The organism is Acidovorax sp. T1 (genome assembly GCF_002176815.1).
In the GTDB taxonomy this organism is placed as follows: domain Bacteria; phylum Pseudomonadota; class Gammaproteobacteria; order Burkholderiales; family Burkholderiaceae_C; genus Acidovorax.
Genome location: NZ_CP021648.1, coordinates 3,553,229 through 3,572,267, shown reverse-complemented (window position 1 = coordinate 3,572,267; position 19,039 = coordinate 3,553,229). Strand labels below are relative to the sequence as shown.

General features: G+C 65.3%; 13 protein-coding genes. All 13 read left to right on the top strand.

Annotation, left to right across the window (positions count from 1 at the left end; translation table 11 throughout):
- Positions 1–71: 71 nt before the first annotated feature.
- The 13 genes from CCX87_RS16600 (at position 72) to CCX87_RS16540 (ending at position 19,038) form a co-directional block, all read left to right on the top strand.
- Positions 72–1,997, top strand: coding sequence for a type IV pili methyl-accepting chemotaxis transducer N-terminal domain-containing protein (locus CCX87_RS16600; RefSeq protein ID WP_087748434.1), 1,926 nt, complete (start codon positions 72–74; stop codon positions 1,995–1,997).
- On the top strand, positions 1,997–2,698 hold the full coding sequence (locus tag CCX87_RS16595) for a response regulator (protein ID WP_369825302.1): 702 nt from the start codon (positions 1,997–1,999) through the stop codon (positions 2,696–2,698). The genes CCX87_RS16600 and CCX87_RS16595 overlap by 1 nt, the downstream gene beginning before the upstream one ends.
- Before the next feature lie 157 nt (positions 2,699–2,855).
- Positions 2,856–4,148, top strand: a complete 1,293-nt coding sequence (locus CCX87_RS16590; RefSeq protein ID WP_087747790.1) for an MFS transporter — start codon at positions 2,856–2,858, stop codon at positions 4,146–4,148.
- Between the two features lie 17 nt (positions 4,149–4,165).
- A complete protein-coding gene (locus tag CCX87_RS16585; RefSeq protein WP_087747789.1) occupies positions 4,166–5,578 on the top strand; it encodes a NarK family nitrate/nitrite MFS transporter in 1,413 nt (470 codons plus the stop codon).
- Positions 5,579–5,749: 171 nt separating this feature from the next.
- Positions 5,750–9,553, top strand: a complete 3,804-nt coding sequence (locus CCX87_RS16580) for a nitrate reductase subunit alpha (RefSeq protein ID WP_087747788.1) — start codon at positions 5,750–5,752, stop codon at positions 9,551–9,553.
- 17 nt (positions 9,554–9,570) lie between these two features.
- Positions 9,571–11,094 carry a nitrate reductase subunit beta gene (gene narH / locus CCX87_RS16575; protein ID WP_087747787.1) on the top strand — a complete coding sequence of 508 codons (1,524 nt, stop codon included), beginning with the start codon at positions 9,571–9,573 and terminating at the stop codon, positions 11,092–11,094.
- 21 nt (positions 11,095–11,115) lie between these two features.
- Positions 11,116–11,817, top strand: coding sequence for a nitrate reductase molybdenum cofactor assembly chaperone (gene narJ, locus CCX87_RS16570; protein ID WP_087747786.1), 702 nt, complete (start codon positions 11,116–11,118; stop codon positions 11,815–11,817).
- Positions 11,814–12,545, top strand: a complete 732-nt coding sequence (narI, locus tag CCX87_RS16565) for a respiratory nitrate reductase subunit gamma (RefSeq protein WP_087747785.1) — start codon at positions 11,814–11,816, stop codon at positions 12,543–12,545. Before narJ ends, narI begins: the two co-directional genes overlap by 4 nt.
- A gap of 25 nt (positions 12,546–12,570) precedes the next feature.
- On the top strand, positions 12,571–13,512 hold the full coding sequence (locus CCX87_RS16560; RefSeq protein ID WP_232476427.1) for a peptidylprolyl isomerase: 942 nt from the start codon (positions 12,571–12,573) through the stop codon (positions 13,510–13,512).
- Between the two features lie 25 nt (positions 13,513–13,537).
- Positions 13,538–14,218, top strand: a complete 681-nt coding sequence (locus CCX87_RS16555; RefSeq protein ID WP_087747784.1) for a carbonic anhydrase — start codon at positions 13,538–13,540, stop codon at positions 14,216–14,218.
- 57 nt (positions 14,219–14,275) lie between these two features.
- Positions 14,276–17,851: an LAGLIDADG family homing endonuclease gene (locus CCX87_RS16550; protein ID WP_087747783.1), complete on the top strand. Its 3,576-nt coding sequence runs from the start codon at positions 14,276–14,278 to the stop codon at positions 17,849–17,851.
- Positions 17,852–17,919: 68 nt separating this feature from the next.
- Positions 17,920–18,591, top strand: a complete 672-nt coding sequence (locus CCX87_RS16545) for a nitroreductase family protein (RefSeq protein ID WP_087747782.1) — start codon at positions 17,920–17,922, stop codon at positions 18,589–18,591.
- 33 nt (positions 18,592–18,624) lie between these two features.
- On the top strand, positions 18,625–19,038 hold the full coding sequence (locus CCX87_RS16540; RefSeq protein ID WP_087747781.1) for a ribonucleotide reductase subunit alpha: 414 nt from the start codon (positions 18,625–18,627) through the stop codon (positions 19,036–19,038).
- The last annotated feature ends 1 nt before the right edge of the window (position 19,039 follow it).

Sequence of the window (19,039 nt, the reverse complement as noted above, 5' to 3'; positions counted from 1 at the left end):
GGGGCATGCTGCGCGCCCTGGTCTTGATTCAAGTCAAGGCATGGGGCGCGCGACCTTCCTACACTGCGCCCATGCGCACCAAGTCCCCGCTGACCTTCAAGCTGCTGGCCATGGGCGGGGGCTTTCTGTTGGTGGCCCTGGCATCCATCGGCTTGACGCTGTGGGTGGCCTGGAAACTCGAAGGGGGCGCCGCAGCCGTCAACGAGGCCGGGCGCCTGCGCATGAACATGCTGCGCATGGTTCTGGTGCAGCAGACTGAGTCGCCCGAAGCGGTGCAAAGGCATGCGCGGCAGTTCGACGCCAGCCTGGAGTTGCTGCGCACGGGAGATCCCTCGCGACCCCTGTTTGTGCCCTGGGGGGCAGATACGCGGGCGCGCTTTGAAGAAGTCCGCACCACCTGGGCGGCATTGCGCAAGGAGTGGGCTGCTGGCTTGCCGCCAGACCGCGCCCGCTCGCTGGCCCAGGCCGACAGCTTGGTGCAGAAGGTGGACGGCTTTGTCGAGGCCATAGAAATCCAGATCGCCGGTTGGACGGCCGTGTTGCATGTGTTTCAGCTGATCATGATGGCGGTGGCCATTGCGGCTGCGGTGACCTTCATGGCGGTGAGTTATCTGCTGGTGCTCAATCCGGTGTCGCAACTGCAGCAGGCGCTGGCACGGCTGCGCCAGGGCGAATGGGGGGCGCGGCTGCCGGTGGAGACTGACGACGAATTCGGCCAGCTCTCGGCGGGCTTCAACCAGATGGCCCATGCATTGCAGGCCTCGCACGACGATCTGGAGCAAAAGGTGCGCGAGAAGACCGCCAGCATCGCCGTGCAGAACCAGCGCTTGGCGGCGCTGTATGAAGTGAGCGCGCTGGCCTCCACGGCGACCGGGCTGGACGCCCTGGCGCAAGGCTTTGTCAAGCAGATCCGCCGTGTGGCGGGTGCCGATGCCGTTGCGGCGCGCTGGTCCGACGAGGCCAATGAGCGCTATGTGCTGCTGGCTGGCGACGGTATGCCGCGCGCCATGACCGAAGAGGAGCATTGCCTGCACACGGGCACTTGCATGTGTGGCCAGCCGCAGAGCCAGGCACACACCCGCGTCATACCGATCATGGCGTCCACTACGCTGGCGTATCCGCATTGCCGCGATGCTGGCTATCAGACCCTGGTGGCTATTCCCGTGCAGATGCAGCAGCGGATGCTCGGCGAGGTCAATCTGTTCTTTCGCTCCTCGGTAGAGCTGACCGATGAGGTGCGTGAACTTCTGGAAGCCATGACGCGCCACCTGGCCAGCGCCATGGAAGGCTTGCGCGCCACCGCCCTGGAGCGTGAGGCCGCCGTGGCGCAAGAGCGCAGCTTGCTGGCGCGCGAGCTGCACGACTCGATTGCCCAGTCGCTGGCTTTCCTCAAGATCCAGACGCAGCTGCTGCGCGATGCCGTGGCCAAGGGCGACATCGCGGCGCGGGACCGCAGCATGGGCGAGCTCGATGTGGGCGTGCGCGAGTGCTATAGCGATGTGCGCGAACTGTTGCTGCACTTTCGCACGCGCACCAGCGAAGAAGACATTGAGGCGGCGCTGCGCACCACCCTGTCCAAATTCGAGCACCAGACCGGCATCGCCACCACGCTCACGATGGTGGGCCATGGCCTGCCCCTGCCGCCAGATGTGCAGATTCAGGTCCTGCACATGGTGCAGGAAGCATTGACGAACGTGCGCAAGCATTCGGGTGCCACCCGGGTGGAACTGCGCGTGCACCGGCATCCCCGCTGGCGCTTTGAAGTGCAGGACAATGGGACGGGGTTTGAAGTTCGGGCCGTGCCGCCCGACTCCGTGCATGTCGGCCTGGGCATCATGCGCGAGCGTGCACAACGCATCGGTGCGGTGGTGCAGGTGGAGTCGGCGCCGGGCGCTGGCACCCGCGTGTGCATCGAGCTTCCCACCCTGTCCACCGCGCAGGAACCCCGCGAGCCGCCCCTGCCCGTCATTGCCGATCCTGCCCATTCCGTCCATTGATGCCCATGCCTACTTTTGCGCCTGTCAGCTTGCTCGTGGTGGACGATCACAACCTGTTTCGCCGGGGCCTGGTGGCCTTGCTGGGGCAGGACCCGGGCCTGCAGGTGGTGGGCGAGGCGGGCGACGCCGCGCAGGCGCTGCGCCTAGCCCCCGCGCTGCGGCCCGACGTGATCCTGCTCGACAACCATTTGCCCGGGGTGACGGGGGTGGATGCGATCCGGGGGCTGCGCGAGGCCTCGCCGGCTTCCCGCGTGCTCATGCTCACAGTGAGCGAAGACGCACAGGACTTGGCCACGGCGCTGCGCAACGGCGCGCAAGGCTATCTGCTCAAGACCATTGACGGGGATCTGCTGGCGCAGGCCATTCGCCGCGCTGCTGCCGGCGAGCCCGTGGTCAGCCCCGAGCTGATGGGCAAACTGGTGGCAGCCTTCCAGTCGCAGGGCGCGCCGGAGGCGGACGACGCACTGGCCTCGGCCCTGCCCGGCAAGGCGCCTGCGCCGGCAGAGCCGAGCACACCCCTGTCGCCGCGCGAGGAAGACGTGCTGCGCGAGATTGCACGCGGCGCCAGCAACAAGGAAATCGCGCGGGCGCTGGACATTGCCGAGACCACCGTGAAGATCCATGTGCAGCACATCCTGCGCAAGCTGGGGTTGAGTTCGCGCGTGCAGGCCGCCGTGTACGCCTCTGATCGCCAGCGCTAGCGCGCATCCCCCGCTTCCTGCTTCCCCATAGTTCTTTCGAACGATGGCGGCGTAACCCCCTCGTTCTTTTTGCCACGCTGACCCCTCCTGAAGAGGGATGGGCAAACCCCTGCCCATGCGGGACGATGCATGCCATACAGGAAAGAGGGAACAACCCATGGCAAACGCATCGCTTTCGGTGGGCGACAGTCCGCAACGCAGCCGACAGGCCTGGTCGGTGCTTTTGGTGAGCACGCTGGCCTTCACCGTCTGCTTCATGGTGTGGATGATGTTCGGGGTGATCGGCATTCCCATCAAGAAAATGCTGAACCTGAGCTCCACGCAATTCGGCCTGCTCACGGCCATGCCGGTGCTCACCGGTTCGCTGGTGCGCGTGCCGCTGGGCATCTGGACCGACCGGTTTGGTGGGCGGATCGTGATGGCGGTGCTCATGGCCATTACGGTGCCGGCGATCTGGCTCATGAGCTATGCCACCGAGTACTGGCATTTCCTCACGATCGGCCTGTTTGTCGGGCTGGCGGGTGGCTCGTTCTCGGTGGGCACGCCCTATGTGGCGCGCTGGTTCCCCAAGAACCGGCAGGGCATGGCGATGGGTGTTTATGGGGCGGGCAATTCGGGCGCGGCCGTGAACAAGTTTGTCGCGCCGGTGCTGCTGGTGGCCTTTGGTTGGGCCATGGTGCCGCAGGTGTATGCCGCCATCATGCTCGGCACCCTGGTGCTGTTCTGGCTGTTCAGCTACAGCGACCCGGCCCATCGGGTGCCCAGCAACGTCAAGTTCACCGACCAGCTCAAGGCGCTCAAGGACCCCAAGGTCATCAAGTATTGCCAGTACTACAGCATTGTGTTCGGTGGCTATGTGGCGCTGTCGCTGTGGATGGTGCAGTACTACGTGGGCGAGTATGGCCTGGACATCCGCGTGGCGGCGCTGCTGGCAGCCTGCTTCTCGCTGCCGGGCGGTGTGCTGCGCGCCATTGGTGGTGTGCTCAGTGACAAGTATGGCGCCCACAGTGTCACCTGGTGGGTGATGTGGGTGAGCTGGATCTGCCTGTTCCTGCTGAGCTATCCGCAGACCGATTTCACCATCCTCACGGTCAACGGCCCCACCACGTTCCACATCGGTTTGAACGTCTATGCCTTCACCGCGCTGATGGGGGCGCTGGGCGTGGCGTTTGCCTTCGGCAAGGCCAGCGTCTTCAAGTACATCAGTGACGACTATCCGGAAAACATTGGCGCCATCAGCGGCATTGTCGGCCTGGCCGGTGGTTTGGGGGGCTTTGTGCTGCCCATCCTGTTTGGCGCCTTGATGGACCTCACTGGCATCCGTTCCAGCGCCTTCATGCTGATGTATGGCGTGGTCTGGGTCTCGCTGATCTGGATGTATTTCACCGAAGTCCGTCGCACCGATGTGATGGATCCGACCGGTGCTTCGGCGCACCAGGCCGCCCACTAAATTTTTAAGGGAACACCATGTCTGCCAACCCACACAGCAGCGGCCGCCAGGGGCGTCTGCTCACCATCTGGTCACCCGAGGACAAGTCGTTCTGGGAGCGTGAAGGCGAAGCCGTCGCCAAGCTCAACCTGTGGATCTCGGTGCCTGCATTGTTCCTGGCCTTTGCCATCTGGCAGGTCTGGAGCGTCGTGGCCGTCAGCCTGCCAGGGCTGGGGTTCAAGTATTCGACCAACCAGCTGTTCTGGCTGGCTGCGGCGCCTGCGCTCAGCGGTGCCACGTTGCGCATTTTTTACTCGTTCATGGTGCCGTTGGTGGGCGGTCGCCGCTGGACGGCCATCTCCACTGCAACCTTGCTCATCCCCGCCATCGGCATCGGCTACGCGGTGCAGGACAACACCACCAGCTATCCGACGATGCTGGTGCTGGCGCTGCTGTGTGGCCTGGGGGGCGGCAATTTCAGCTCCAGCATGGCCAACATCAGTTTCTTTTTCCCGAAGGAGCGCAAGGGTTCGGCCCTGGGGGTGAATGCGGGCCTGGGCAACCTGGGCGTGTCGGTGGTGCAGTTTCTGAGCCCGCTGGTGGTGACGGCAGGCATCTTCGGCATCTTTGGCGGTGACCCGCAGACGATCGTGAAGAGCGGCCAGTCGGTCGAGGTGTGGACGCAGAACGCGGCCTTCATCTGGGTGCCATGGATCGCGCTGGCCTCGCTGGCCGCATGGTTCGGCATGAACGACATTGCCGACGCCAAGGCGTCGTTTTCCACCCAGGCCGTCATTTTTCGGCGCAAGCACAACTGGCTGATGTGCGTGCTGTACCTGGGCACGTTCGGTTCGTTCATCGGCTATGCCGCCGGTTTCCCCTTGCTGATCAAGAGCCAGTTTCCCGGCATCAACCCCCTGGCCTACGCCTGGCTGGGGCCGCTGGTCGGTGCCGTGGTGCGCCCCTTTGGCGGCTGGCTGGCGGACAAGCTCGGGGGCGCGCGCGTCACGCTGTGGAACTTCATTGTCATGGCGCTGGCCGTGGTGGGCGTCACGTTCTTCCTACCCTCGGGTGGCAACGAGGGGCAGTTCACCGGGTTCTTCCTGTGCTTCCTGGTGCTGTTCCTGACCACCGGCATCGGCAATGGCTCCACCTTCCGCATGATTCCCGTGATTTTTCTGACCGAAGCCATGCGCGGTGTGGACCGCAACAACACCGCCGCGGTGGCGCAGGCCAACAAGGAGGGCAACACGCTGGGCGCTGCCACCCTGGGTTTCACGGCCGCCATGGCCGCCTACGGTGGGTTCTTCATCCCCAAGAGCTATGGCAGCTCCATTGCGCTGACCGGTGGCCCCGACGCCGCACTGTGGACCTTCGTCGCCTTCTACGTCATCTGCATCGTGATCACCTGGTGGTACTACGCCCGCAAGCACGCCGAGATGCCTTGCTGAAAAAAATGGAACACCCCCTGAGCCACTTCGTGTCTTCCCCCTCCAGGGGGACGCCGCCAGCGGCCTGGCAAAGCCAGTTCCGCGGCGACTGCTGGCTTGGAGCGTGCCGGTTTCACACGCGGTGCGCTGCGTATAAGAACCATGGACAACTGAAAAATTAAGGAGCCCCCGATGAGCCATTTCCTCGATCGCCTCTCGTACTTCTCGCAACCGCGCGAAACCTTTGCCCAAGGCCACGGCCAGACCAACGGTGAAGACCGCACCTGGGAAGACGCCTACCGCGACCGCTGGGCGCACGACAAGATCGTGCGCAGCACCCACGGTGTGAACTGCACGGGTTCGTGCTCGTGGAAGATCTACGTCAAGGGCGGCATCGTCACCTGGGAAACCCAGCAGACCGACTACCCCCGCACCCGGCCCGACCTGCCCAACCACGAGCCCCGTGGCTGCGCACGCGGTGCCAGCTACAGCTGGTACCTGTACAGCGCCAACCGCGTGAAGTACCCCATGGTGCGTGGCCGCCTGCTCAAGCACTGGCGCGCCGCCATCGCACTGGCCAAGAGCCCGGTGGACGCCTGGGCCAGCATCGTCGAAAACGATGCCTCCAAGCGCGAATGGCAAAAGCAGCGCGGCCTGGGCGGCTTCGTGCGCAGCACCTGGGACGAAGTCAACCAGATGATCGCCGCCGCCAACGTGTACACCATCAAGAAACACGGGCCCGACCGCATCATCGGCTTCTCGCCCATTCCGGCCATGTCGATGATTTCGTACGCTGCAGGCAGCCGCTACCTCAGCCTGATCGGCGGCGTGTGCATGAGCTTTTACGACTGGTACTGCGACCTGCCTCCCAGCAGCCCGCAGACCTGGGGCGAGCAGACCGACGTGCCCGAGTCGGCCGACTGGTACAACAGCTCGTACATCATTGCCTGGGGCTCCAACGTGCCCCAGACACGCACGCCTGACGCTCACTTCTTGACCGAAGTGCGCTACAAGGGCACCAAGGTCGTGTCCATCACGCCCGACTATTCCGAAGTCGCCAAGCTGGGCGATTTGTGGATACACCCCAAGCAGGGCACCGACGCTGCCGTGGCCATGGCCATGGGCCATGTGATCCTGAAGGAGTTCTACTTCAAGGACGGTGGCAAGGGCCGCAGTGCGTACTTTGACGATTACGCCCGCCGCTACACCGACCTGCCGCTCTTGGTGGTGCTGAAGGAAAAGACGCTGCCCGATGGCCGCACGGTGATGGTGCCCGACCGCTATGTGCGCGCCAGCGACTTCCCCGGCCAGCTCGACCAGTCGAACAACCCCGACTGGAAGACCGTGGGCTACGACGAGCTGGGCCAGGTCACGCTGCCCAATGGCTCCATCGGCTTTCGCTGGGGGGCGGACGGCCGCCCCGACCAGGGCCTGTGGAACCTGGAGAACAAGGAAGCACGCACCGGCAACACCGCCCGGCTCAAGCTGTCGGTGATCGAAGACGGCGCGCAGGCCCATGACATTGCCGATGTCGCCTTCCCGTACTTTGGCGGCGTGGCAACGCCCAACTTCACGGCCAACGAGCAAGGTGGCGACGTGATGGTGCGCCGCGTGCCGGTGTCCCATCTGGAGCTGGCCGGGCACGAAGCCCAGGGCCGGGTCATGGTGGCCACCGTGTTCGACCTGCTGGCCGGCAACTACGGCATTGACCGGGGTCTGCCTGGCGAAGAGCAGGGTGTTACTTACGACAGCGACCGCCCGTACACCCCCGCTTGGCAGGAAAAGATCACCGGCGTGCCGCGCGAGCAGATCATCACCGTGGCGCGCCAGTTCGCCGACAACGCGAACAAGACGCATGGCAAGTCCATGGTCATCATCGGCGCGGCCATGAACCACTGGTACCACAGTGACATGAACTACCGCGGCATCATCAACATGCTGATGCTGTGCGGCTGCATTGGCCAGAGCGGTGGCGGCTGGGCGCACTATGTGGGCCAGGAAAAGCTGCGCCCACAGACGGGCTGGACGGCGCTGGCCTTTGCGCTGGACTGGATCCGCCCGCCCCGTCAGATGAACAGCACCAGCTTCTTCTACGCTCACACCGACCAGTGGCGCTACGAGAAGCTGGGCGTGGAGGAAATCCTCTCGCCCCTGGCCGACAAGAAGGCCTACCACGGTGCGCAGATCGACTACAACGTGCGCGCCGAGCGCATGGGCTGGTTGCCATCGGCCCCCCAGCTCAAGACCAGCCCGCTGCAGGTGGCCAAAGACGCCGCAGCCAAGGGCATGGACGCCAAGGACTACGTGGTTCAGTCACTGAAAGACGGCAGCCTGCAGATGAGCTGCGAAGACCCGGACCATCCGTCCAACTGGCCGCGCAACATGTTCGTGTGGCGCTCCAACATCCTGGGCTCGTCGGGCAAGGGGCATGAATACTTCCTCAAGCACCTGCTGGGCACCACCCACGGCGTGCAGGGCAAGGATTTGGGCAAGGACGAAGCCAAGCCCGAAGAAGTGCAATGGCACGCCAATGCGCCAGAAGGCAAGCTGGACCTGCTGGTCACGCTCGACTTCCGCATGAGCACGACCTGCCTGTACTCCGACATCGTGCTGCCGACAGCCACCTGGTACGAGAAGAACGACCTCAACACCAGCGATATGCACCCCTTCATCCACCCGCTGTCCACGGCGGTGGACCCTGCCTGGCAGGCCAAGAGCGACTGGGAGATCTACAAGGGTTTTGCCAAGGCCGTGAGCGAGGTCAGCGTGGGCCACCTGGGCGTGGAAAAGGACGTGGTGCTCACACCCATCATGCACGACACGGCGGGCGAAATGGCCCAGCCCTATGGTGTGCACGACTGGAAGCGAGGCGAGTGCGAACTCATCCCCGGCAAGACAGCACCGCAGGTCACGGTGGTCGAGCGCGATTACCCCAACCTCTACAAACGCTTTACCGCGCTGGGCCCGTTGATGGAGAAGGTGGGCAACGGCGGCAAGGGCATTGGCTGGAACACGCAAACTGAGGTGGGCCAGCTGGGTGACCTGAACGGCCGCGTGAAGGAAGAGGGCGTGACGCAGGGCATGCCCCGCATCGTGACCGACATTGACGCCACCGAAGTGGTGATGATGCTGGCACCCGAAACCAATGGCCACGTAGCCTGCAAGGCCTGGGAAGCCCTGGGCAAGCAGACCGGACGCGACCACGTGCACCTGGCGCTGCACCGCGAGGACGAGAAGATCCGCTTCCGTGACATCCAGGCGCAACCGCGCAAGATCATCAGCTCACCCACCTGGTCAGGTCTGGAAAGCGAGAAGGTCAGCTACAACGCGGGCTACACCAATGTGCACGAGTACATCCCATGGCGCACCCTCACGGGCCGCCAGCAGTTTTACCAGGACCACCCGTGGATGCGTGACTTTGGCGAAGGCTTTGTGAGCTACCGCCCACCCGTGCACCTCAAGACGCTGGAAGAAGTGGAAGGCAAGAAGCCCAACGGTAACCGCGAGATTGCGCTGAACTTCATCACGCCGCACCAGAAGTGGGGCATCCACAGCACGTACAGCGACAACCTGATGATGCTCACGCTGAACCGGGGCGGCTCGGTGGTGTGGCTGAGCGAAGACGACGCCAAGGTCGCCGGCATCGTGGACAACGACTGGGTCGAACTCTTCAACGCCAATGGCGCCATTGCGGCCCGCGCGGTGGTGAGCCAGCGCGTGAAACCCGGCATGGTGATGATGTACCACTCGCAAGAGAAGATCATCAACACCCCCGGCTCCGAGATCACCGGCACCCGTGGCGGTATCCACAACTCGGTCACCCGCATCGTGCTCAAGCCCACCCACATGATTGGTGGCTACGCACAGTACAGCTACGGCTTCAACTACTACGGAACCATTGGCACCAACCGCGACGAGTTCGTGCTGGTGCGCAAGATGGACCGCGTGGACTGGCTCGACGACGAGCCCGTGTCCAGCACCGCAGCCCACGCCTGAAGCCAAGGAGAAACACGATGAAAATTCGCGCACAAATCGGCATGGTGCTGAATCTGGACAAGTGCATCGGTTGCCACACCTGTTCCGTCACCTGCAAGAACGTCTGGACCAGCCGCCCCGGGGTGGAATACGCCTGGTTCAACAACGTCGAGACCAAGCCCGGCATTGGCTACCCCAAGGAATGGGAAAACCAGGACAAGTGGAATGGTGGCTGGGTGCGCAACCCCGACGGCTCCATCGCTCCCCGCCAGGGCGGCAAGTGGAAGCTGCTTATGCGCATCTTCGCCAACCCCAACCTGCCGCAGATCGACGACTACTACGAGCCCTTCACGTTCGACTACGACCACCTGCAGTCGGCCCCTGAAAGCAAAGCCGCACCCACGGCCCGCCCGCGCAGCCTGATCACCGGTAAGCGCATGGAGAAGATCGAATGGGGCCCGAACTGGGAAGAAATCCTGGGCGGCGAGTTCATCAAGCGCAGCAAGGACAAGAACTTCGACGATGTGCAAAAAGACATCTACGGCCAGTTCGAAAACACCTTCATGATGTACCTGCCGCGCCTGTGCGAGCACTGCCTGAACCCGGCGTGCGTGGCATCGTGTCCCAGCGGCTCGATCTACAAGCGCGAGGAAGACGGCATCGTGCTGATCGACCAGGACAAGTGCCGTGGCTGGCGCATGTGCGTGAGCGGCTGCCCCTACAAGAAGATTTACTACAACTGGCAATCGGGCAAGGCCGAGAAGTGCATCTTCTGCTACCCGCGCATCGAAGCGGGCCAGCCGACCGTGTGCTCCGAAACCTGCGTGGGCCGTATCCGCTACCTGGGCGTGCTGCTGTATGACGCAGACCGCATCCAGGAAGCCGCCAGCGTGGAGCGCGACCGCGACCTGTACCAGGCTCAGCTCGACATCTTCCTGGACCCGAACGACCCGGACGTGATCAAGCAGGCCCGCATCGACGGCATCCCGGACAGCTGGATGGACGCTGCCCGCAACAGCCCCGTCTACAAGATGGCTGTGCAATGGAAGGTGGCTCTGCCGCTGCACCCCGAATACCGCACGCTGCCCATGGTCTGGTATGTGCCACCGCTGTCGCCCATCACGGCCGCTGCCAACGCAGGCCATGTGGGTGTGAATGGCGACATCCCCGATGTTTCGCAACTGCGCATCCCCGTGCAGTACCTGGCCAACCTGCTGACCGCTGGCGACACCGGCCCCGTGGTGCGGGCGCTGGAACGCATGCTGGCCATGCGCACCTACCAGCGCGACAAGCATGTGGAGCAGCGCCAGAACCTGTCGGTGCTCAAGCAGGCCGGCCTGTCGATGGCCGAGGTGGAGGAGATGTACCACGTGATGGCGATTGCCAACTACGAGGACCGCTTCGTCATCCCGACGGCCCACCGCGAGTACGCCGAGAACGCGTTTGACATCCGTGGCGGCTGCGGCTTTTCGTTCGGCAACGGTTGCTCCGATGGCGCCACCGAGGTCAGCATGTTCGGCGGCAAGAAGCCCCGCACGATCCCGATCAAAGCCACGGTCTGAAGCACAGGCAAAGGAATCACCATGTTCAAGAAGAACCCGACCTCCGTGCGCCTGACCCTGCGCGCCCTGGGCTACCTGCTGAGTTATCCCGATGCGCAGCTGCGCAGCGTGATGCCGCAGCTCATCGATGCGCTGCAGGCGGAGCAAGCCCTGACGGCCGAACGCATGGATGAATTGAAGGCGGTGTGCGAGCACCTGGCGGCACTCGACCCGCTCGAAGCCGAAGCCCGCTACGTGGACAACTTCGATCGCGGCCGCCAGACCTCGCTGCACCTGTTCGAGCATGTGCACGGCGACTCGCGCGACCGGGGCCCGGCGCTCATCGATTTGCTGCAGACCTACGAAAAGGCTGGCCTGCAGTTCCAGGCCGACGAGCTGCCCGACCACCTGCCCGTGGTGCTGGAGTTCGCCTCCACCCAGCCGCCCGAAGTGGCCAAGGAATTCCTGGGCGAAATGGCCCACATCCTCAACGCCCTGTTCAGCGCGCTGGTGGCCAGAAGCAGCCCCTATGCCAGCGTGATTGCCGCGGTGCTCGAAGTGTCGGGCCAGCGTGTGCAGTCGGTGGCGCTCACCCCCGAGCCGCCCATGGACGAGGTCTGGGCCGAGCCCGAAGCGTTTGGCGGCTGCAGCACCCAGGGCCAGGCCAAGCCTGACCAGCCGCAACCCATGCATTTTGTTCGTACCCCCCGCGCCGAGCGGGCACCCGAAGGAGTCTCAGCATGACCGCCTGGCTTGACACCCTGTTGTTTGGCATCTATCCCTATATTTGCCTGGCCGTTTTCTTCATTGGCAGCTGGGCGCGGTTTGACCGTGACCAGTACACCTGGAAGAGCGATTCGTCGCAGCTGCTGCGCACCGGCCGCCTGCGCTGGGGCAGCAACCTGTTCCACATTGGCGTGCTGTTCCTGTTCTTTGGCCACACCGTGGGCATGCTCACGCCGCACTTCTTGTACGAGGGTTTCATCAGCGCGGGCAACAAGCAGCTGATGGCCATGGTGACGGGGGGGATCGCCGGGCTGCTGGGTTTTGTGGGCGTTTCCATCCTGCTGCACCGCCGCCTGTCGGACCCGCGCATCCGCGCCACGTCCAAGACCAGCGACATCGTTTTGCTGGTGCTGCTGTGGCTGCAACTGGCCCTGGGCCTGGCCACGATTCCGTTGTCGGCCCAGCACCTGGACGGCTCCATGATGATGTTGCTCGCCGAGTGGGCGCAGCGCATCGTGACCTTCCGTTCTGGCGGGGTGGAACTGCTGGCCGGTGCCGGCTGGATCTTCAAGGCGCACATGGTGCTGGGCATGAGCATCTTCCTGATCTTTCCGTTCACGCGCCTGGTGCATGTGTGGAGCGGCTTTGGCACGCTGGCCTATGTGCTGCGCCCCTACCAGGTGGTGCGTGCGCGCCGCCTGAACCTGCCGCCCGGACACATGCAATCGCAAGACCGTCGCGCCTGAAGCGAAACAACCCAAGGAGCACAGCATGAGCGGATGCGGAACCGGGAGCTGCGGATGCAGTTCCACCGAAACAAGCAGCAAGAGCGCAGGCCACAGCGTGCTCTCCCCCGAGCAGGCGGCTGCGTACGAGGCCCTGGCCGCCACGGTGGGCGTGCCCTCGCTGACCGATGGGCCCGTGCCGCCAACCCGGCAACCCATCGGGCAAGCGCCGGTGGCGCGCATCAATGGCGTTGCCCTGAATGCGCCCCATGAACTGCTGGACGAAGAAGCCTTGCGCCAGCGCGCCTGCACCGAGCTGCTGCGCCAGGCGGCCCAGCAAGGTGGTTTGCTGGCGCAGGACGATGTGCCGGGCGTCGAAGGCGCCATCAGCGCCGCGGCCTCGAACGCCATCGAGCAACTGCTCGAGCGCGAGCTGCCGATTCCCGATCCGTCGGAAGAAGCCTGCCGCCGTTACCACGAGGCCCACCCGGCGGCCCATGCCCAGGGCGAGCGTGCCCAACTGCGCCATGTGCTGTTTGCCGTGACGCCGGGCGTCGATGTGAAACAGTTGCGCCTGCGTGCCGAGGCTTTGCTGATCGAGCTGCGCTGCGCGGACGACGGCGGTGCCCAGTTTGCCAAGGCCGCCGCCCAGTGGTCCAACTGCCCCAGCGGCCAACAGGGTGGTGACCTGGGCTGGCTGACCCGCGCCGACTGCGCCCCCGAGTTTGCCCGCGAGGTGTTTGGCAGCGCAGAGATCGGCGTGCTGGCGCGCCTGGTGCACAGCCGCTTTGGCCTGCATGTGGTGGAAGTGGTGGCGCGCGAGCAGGGGCAGGAGCCCGCGTTCGAGCAAGTGCGCCAGGCCATCGCGCTCACGCTGCGCCAGCAGGCCTGGGTGAATGCATTGCGCCAGTATCTGCAATTGCTGGCAGGCGTGGCCGTGGTGGACGGCGTGGCGCTGGACGCGGCCGAATCTCCGCTGGTCCAGTAGCGCCCACGGAGCACGGACGCATCCCATGCCAGATGAACTGCTGGATCGCCTGCGCCGTTTCCACGACGACGCCTTTCCCCAGTACCGCGAGCAGTTCCAGACGCTGGTGGACGAGGGGCAGCACCCCACCACCCTGTTCATCGGCTGCTCCGACTCGCGCCTGGTGCCCTACCTGCTGACCGGGGCGGGGCCGGGCGAGCTTTTTCTGGTGCGCAACGTGGGCGCGTTCATTCCGCCTTACGACGGATCGCACGGCCACCATGGCACCACGGCGGCCATCGAGTTCGCGGTGCTCAATCTGCAGGTGCGCCGCATCGTGGTGTGTGGCCACAGCCACTGTGGGGCTATCAAGGCGATGTATGGTGAGGTTTCGCCCGAGGCGCCCAACCTGAACCGCTGGCTGGACCTGGGCCGCGAGGCCTTGCTGCCCATGCAGCCCGTCCCCGAGGTGCTCCGTCGCACCGAGCAGCGGGCCGTGGTGCTGCAGCTGGAGCGGCTGATGGAATATCCTATGGTCCGTAGCCGAGTGCAGACGGGCCAGATCAGTCTGCACGGCTGGCACTACGTGATCGAGGAGGGGGAAGTGCATGTGTTCGATGTCAAGACGGGGGGCTTTGTGCCCGCGTCGCTGGCTGACAACAGTGGTACGGGGCCGTACCACCCCTATGTGGAACATGACGGGCAGGTTCTTTTGGACGGGCTTTGACTCCTTCTTGACAGTGCGCAATGCCACGCGAAGGCGAACATCCAATCATCCGAACCCATGAAGCGCGAACCCCATCCCACCATGAACTCCACCTCTGCGTCGCAGCCCATCAGCCTGGATGTGCTGCGTGAAAAATACCTCAAACCCGGCGAAACCAGCGCCGAAGACCTCTACCGCCGCGTGGCCCGCGCCCTGGCCTCGGTAGAAGCCCCCGACCTGCGCGAAAAGTACGAAACCCTGTTCCTGGACAACCTGCATGCGGGCGCCATTGGCGCGGGCCGCATCATGAGCGCAGCGGGCACCGACATCCAGGCCACGCTCATCAACTGCTTCGTGCAGCCCGTGGGCGATTGCATCCAGGGCGTGGACGACGAGGGCTTTCCCGGCATCTACGAAGCCCTGCGCGAAGCCGCCGAAACCATGCGCCGGGGCGGCGGCGTGGGCTATGACTTTTCGCGCATCCGGCCCAAGGGCGCGCAGGTCAAGGCCACGGCTTCCATGGCGTCGGGGCCTTGCAGCTATATGAACGTGTTTGACCAGTCCTGCTCCACCGTGGAGAGCGCGGGCGCGCGCCGGGGCGCGCAAATGGGTGTGCTGCGCATCGACCACCCCGATGTGCACGAGTTCATCACCGCCAAGCGCACACCGGGGCGCTGGAACAATTTCAACGTGTCGGTGGGGGTGTCGGACGAGTTCATTGCCGCCGTGCAGGCCAACGCCCCCTGGGAGCTGGTGCACAAGGCCAAGCCCGGGGCCCACCTGCTGGCCCAGGGCGCCCGCCAGCGCGCGGACGGCCTGTGGGTCTATGCCACCGTGCCCGCGCGCGAGCTGTGGGACACCATCATGAAGTCGGCCTACGACTTCGCCGAGCCGGGCATCCTGTTCCTGGGGCGCATCAACGAGGACAACAACCTCAATTACTGCGAAGACATCGCTGCGACCAACCCGTGCGTGACCGCCGACACCTGGGTGATGACTGCCGAGGGACCCGCGCAGGTGGCCGACCTGGTGGGGCGCCCGTTTGCCGCCGTGGTGGATGGGCGCTCCTACCGGGTGGAGAGCCAGGGCTTTTTCAAGACCGGCACCAAGCCCGTACTGCAGTTGCAAACCCGTGAAGGGCATGCACTGCGCCTCACGGCAGACCACCGCGTGCGCCGCGTGGCGCGCAAGACCCGCTACTGCCTGGAAGTGGAGTGGACCGAGGCCGCGCAGCTGCAGCCCGGCGATGAGGTGGTGCTGCACGACCACCGCGCATTTGCCGGCTGGGCTGGCGCGGGCACGCAGGCGGAGGGCTATCTGCTCGGCCTGCTGATCGGCGATGGCACCCTCAAGGCCGACAAGGCCGTGATTTCGGTGTGGGCGCCCGAACTCAAAGCCGTGGGACAGGGCGCGGTGGCCTATGCGGCGTCAGGCGCTGACGGCATCATGCAAGCCGCCATGGCCGCCGCCGCCACCTTGCCGCACCGTGCCGATTTCAAAGGCTTCCAGCGTCCGGTGGCCGGGCGTGGCGAGGCGCGCATGGCCAGTGCCGCGCTGTGGCGGCTGGCGCACGATCTGGGCATGGCGCCGGGGGCCAAAACCATCACGCCCGCGATGGAGCGGCAGTCGTCCGCGTTCGCACAAGGCCTTTTGTGCGGGCTGTTTGACGCCGATGGCTCGGTGCAAGGCGCGCAAGACAAGGGCCTGAGCGTGCGCCTGGCGCAAAGCGATGAGGCGCTGCTGCAAACCGTGCAACGCATGCTGCTGCGCATGGGCATTGCGTCCACGCTGTACCGCAACCGCCGCCCGGCCTCGGTCAGCCAGCTGCCCAATGGCCAAGGTGGCACCCAGCCCTATGCCACCCGTGCCCAGCACGAGCTGGTCATCAGCGGCGACAACCTGCTGGTGTTTGCCGAGCGCGTGGGCTTTTGCGATACCGAAAAATCGGCGCGCCTGGAAGAGGGCCTGGCGCAGTACCGGCGCGCGCTCAACCGTGAACGCTTTACCGCCACGGTGCAGGCGCTGGTCGATGCGGGCGTGGAGGATGTCTATGACGTGACCGTGGCCGATGTCCATGCTTTTGACGCCAACGGCCTGGTGGTGCACAACTGCGGCGAGCAGCCGCTGCCGTCCTATGGCTGCTGCGACCTCGGCCCCGTCATCCTGACCCGGTTTGTGCGCCATCCGTTTGGATTTGACGGCCTGCCGTCGTTTGACTTTGAAGCTTTCGAGAAGGTGGTGGCCCTGCAGGTGCGCGCGCTCGACAACGTGCTGGACGTGACCTTCTGGCCCCTGCAGCAGCAGCGCGACGAGGCCATGGCCAAGCGCCGCATTGGTGTGGGCTTTACCGGCATGGGCAACACGCTGGCCATGCTGTGCCTGCGCTACGACATGCAGGAAGGGCGCGCCATGGCGGCGCGCATTGCGCAATCGATGCGCGACGCGGCTTATCTCGCGTCGGTGGAGCTGGCCCGCGAAAAGGGGGCCTTCCCCAAGTTCGAGGCCGAGCCCTATCTGGCCGCCGGCACCTTCGCCAGCCGCCTGCCCGAGCCGATCAAGGACGCCATTCGCACGCACGGCATCCGCAACAGCCACCTGCTGTCGATCGCCCCGACAGGCACCGTGAGCCTGGCCTTTGCCGACAACGCCTCCAACGGCATCGAGCCGCCGTTCTCGTGGATGTACAAGCGCAAGAAGCGCGAGGCCGACGGCAGCACCAGCGAATATTCGGTGGAAGACCACGCCTGGCGGCTGTACCGCGATCTGGGCGGTGACGTGAATGCGCTGCCCGACTATTTCATCTCGGCGCTGGCCATGCCTGCCGAAGGGCATATCGCGATGATGGAAGCGGTGCAACCCTATGTGGACACGGCCATCTCCAAGACCGTGAACATCCCGGCCGATTACCCCTACGACGATTTCAAGGACCTGTACCTGCAGGCCTGGCGCGCCCGCCTCAAGGGCCTGGCCACCTACCGGCCCAACGCCATCCTGGGTTCGGTGCTCGAAACCCATGCCGCACCGGTGGTCGCACAGGTGGCCGCACCTGCGCCATCGTCCGTGGACCCCATGCGCACGGTGATCGAGAGCCGGCCCCAGGGCGGTCTCTCGGCGGTGGCCGAAAAGCTGGAGTACTGGACGCAGGAAGGCCACAAGACGCTGTACCTCATCGTCTCGTTCCTGCCGGTGCCCACGGGCATCGGCAATGGCACGGTCGATCGCGCCATCGAGTTCTTCATGCCCGTGGGCCAGAGCGGCGAGTCGCAGCAGTGGATCACCGCCAGCATGCGCCTGCTGTCGCTGGCGGCCCGTGGCGGCTTTCTGGAGCGGGCGCTTTCTGACATGCGCAAGGTGGCGTGGGACCGTGGCCCCGTGCGCCTGGGCACGCACCAGAAGGACGACGGCACCCGCGTGCCCATGTGGCACGACTCCGAGGTGGCGGCCATGGCCTATGCCATCCAGAACATCCTGGCGCGGCGCGTGACCGATCCGGTGCAGCAGCAGCTGCCGCTGGAAGAGCCTGCAGCGCAGCCCAGCGGCATGCCCCCCGCCATGGCCGGCAAGAAATGCACCGAATGCGGCGCGCACGCCGTGATCCGCAAGGACGGCTGCGACTACTGCACGCAGTGCGGCCACCTGGGAACCTGCGGGTGAGCTCCCGGCCTGTTCTGGATGTTGTGCCGGATGCGCAAGGGCGGTCCGGCTGAGCCAAGGACCTGCACATGGCGGCCATTCCCTCTACCTTGAACCACGCGCCCGGCGCAGCGCCCTTTGCCGCCCCGGACGATGGCGCCGTGGCCGCCATGGCCGCAGCGCTGATCCAGTCGCGCCAGACCATCCTGCCCAAGCGCCTGGGTGCACCCGGGCCGGATGCCGCCGAGCTGGCCGCCATCCTGAATGCCGCGGCCCATGCGCCCGACCATGGCCAGTTGCTGCCCTGGCGCTTTGTGCTGGTGCCCGAGGCCGCGCGCCCCCCGTTGGCCGAGGTGTTTGCCCAGGCGCTGCTGGAGCGCGACCCTTGCGCCACGCCCGAGCAGTGCGGGCAGGCGCGCGAAAAAGCCTACCGTGCCCCGGTGCTGACGCTGGTGGTGGTAGATGGCGAGCGCGGCGACCCCGACATCGATCTGGCCGAGCGGCTGCTGTCCGCCGGCTGCGCCGTGCAAAACATGCTGCTGGTGGCCACCGCGCAGGGCTATGGCTCGGCGCTGACCAGCGGCAAGGCCCTCAAGGCGGCCAGCCTGCGCGCGTTGTTCCAGCTGACGGCCTCCGAGCAGGCCCTGTGCTTCATCAGCATCGGCACCGTGCTGTCGCGCAAACCGGCGCGGGCGCGGCCCGTGGCAAGCGCTTATGTCAGCACGCTGGACCCGGACCGGGGCGTGGTGCCCGGGATCTGACGCTGGCCAACTTCTTTCACAACGAGAATTTTTATGGACATTTCCAGCTTCGACGATCTGCTGCAAGCCGCGCGCCTGCAACCCGAACCCCAGCGCCTGTTGTTTGTGTTTGCTGCTATTGAGCTGCCCGACGACGCCACGCCCGCGCAGCGCGAGCGCTTTGCCGCCGGGCAGGGCGGCGCCCTGGTGCCGCTGATGTGTGTGGACAAGACGCCGCAAGAGCTGCCCTCGTTCAACGCGCTGGTGGAAGAGGCCCGCCAGTTCACTGCCCCGGGCCACGACTGGGCCATGGTGTTTGCGGCGGCCCTGTCGGGCAGGCTGAACCAGGCACCCAGCAGCGCCGATGCCCAGGCGCCCCTGCAGCGCATGGTCGATGCCATCAAGGGCGGCGCGCATGGCGCCTACATTCCTTTTGACCGGCAGGGGCAGCCGGTCCGGTTCGGGTAGT

Excerpts from the sequence above, each read along its gene's own strand:
- CCX87_RS16600 (WP_087748434.1), top strand. The coding sequence starts at position 72 with ATGCGCACCAAGTCCCCGCTGACCTTCAAGCTGCTGGCCATGGGCGGG.
- CCX87_RS16595 (WP_369825302.1), top strand. The coding sequence starts at position 1,997 with ATGCCCATGCCTACTTTTGCGCCTGTCAGCTTGCTCGTGGTGGACGAT.
- CCX87_RS16590 (WP_087747790.1), top strand. The coding sequence starts at position 2,856 with ATGGCAAACGCATCGCTTTCGGTGGGCGACAGTCCGCAACGCAGCCGA.
- CCX87_RS16585 (WP_087747789.1), top strand. The coding sequence starts at position 4,166 with ATGTCTGCCAACCCACACAGCAGCGGCCGCCAGGGGCGTCTGCTCACC.
- CCX87_RS16580 (WP_087747788.1), top strand. The coding sequence starts at position 5,750 with ATGAGCCATTTCCTCGATCGCCTCTCGTACTTCTCGCAACCGCGCGAA.
- narH (WP_087747787.1), top strand. The coding sequence starts at position 9,571 with ATGAAAATTCGCGCACAAATCGGCATGGTGCTGAATCTGGACAAGTGC.
- narJ (WP_087747786.1), top strand. The coding sequence starts at position 11,116 with ATGTTCAAGAAGAACCCGACCTCCGTGCGCCTGACCCTGCGCGCCCTG.
- narI (WP_087747785.1), top strand. The coding sequence starts at position 11,814 with ATGACCGCCTGGCTTGACACCCTGTTGTTTGGCATCTATCCCTATATT.
- CCX87_RS16560 (WP_232476427.1), top strand. The coding sequence starts at position 12,571 with ATGAGCGGATGCGGAACCGGGAGCTGCGGATGCAGTTCCACCGAAACA.
- CCX87_RS16555 (WP_087747784.1), top strand. The coding sequence starts at position 13,538 with ATGCCAGATGAACTGCTGGATCGCCTGCGCCGTTTCCACGACGACGCC.
- CCX87_RS16550 (WP_087747783.1), top strand. The coding sequence starts at position 14,276 with ATGAAGCGCGAACCCCATCCCACCATGAACTCCACCTCTGCGTCGCAG.
- CCX87_RS16545 (WP_087747782.1), top strand. The coding sequence starts at position 17,920 with ATGGCGGCCATTCCCTCTACCTTGAACCACGCGCCCGGCGCAGCGCCC.
- CCX87_RS16540 (WP_087747781.1), top strand. The coding sequence starts at position 18,625 with ATGGACATTTCCAGCTTCGACGATCTGCTGCAAGCCGCGCGCCTGCAA.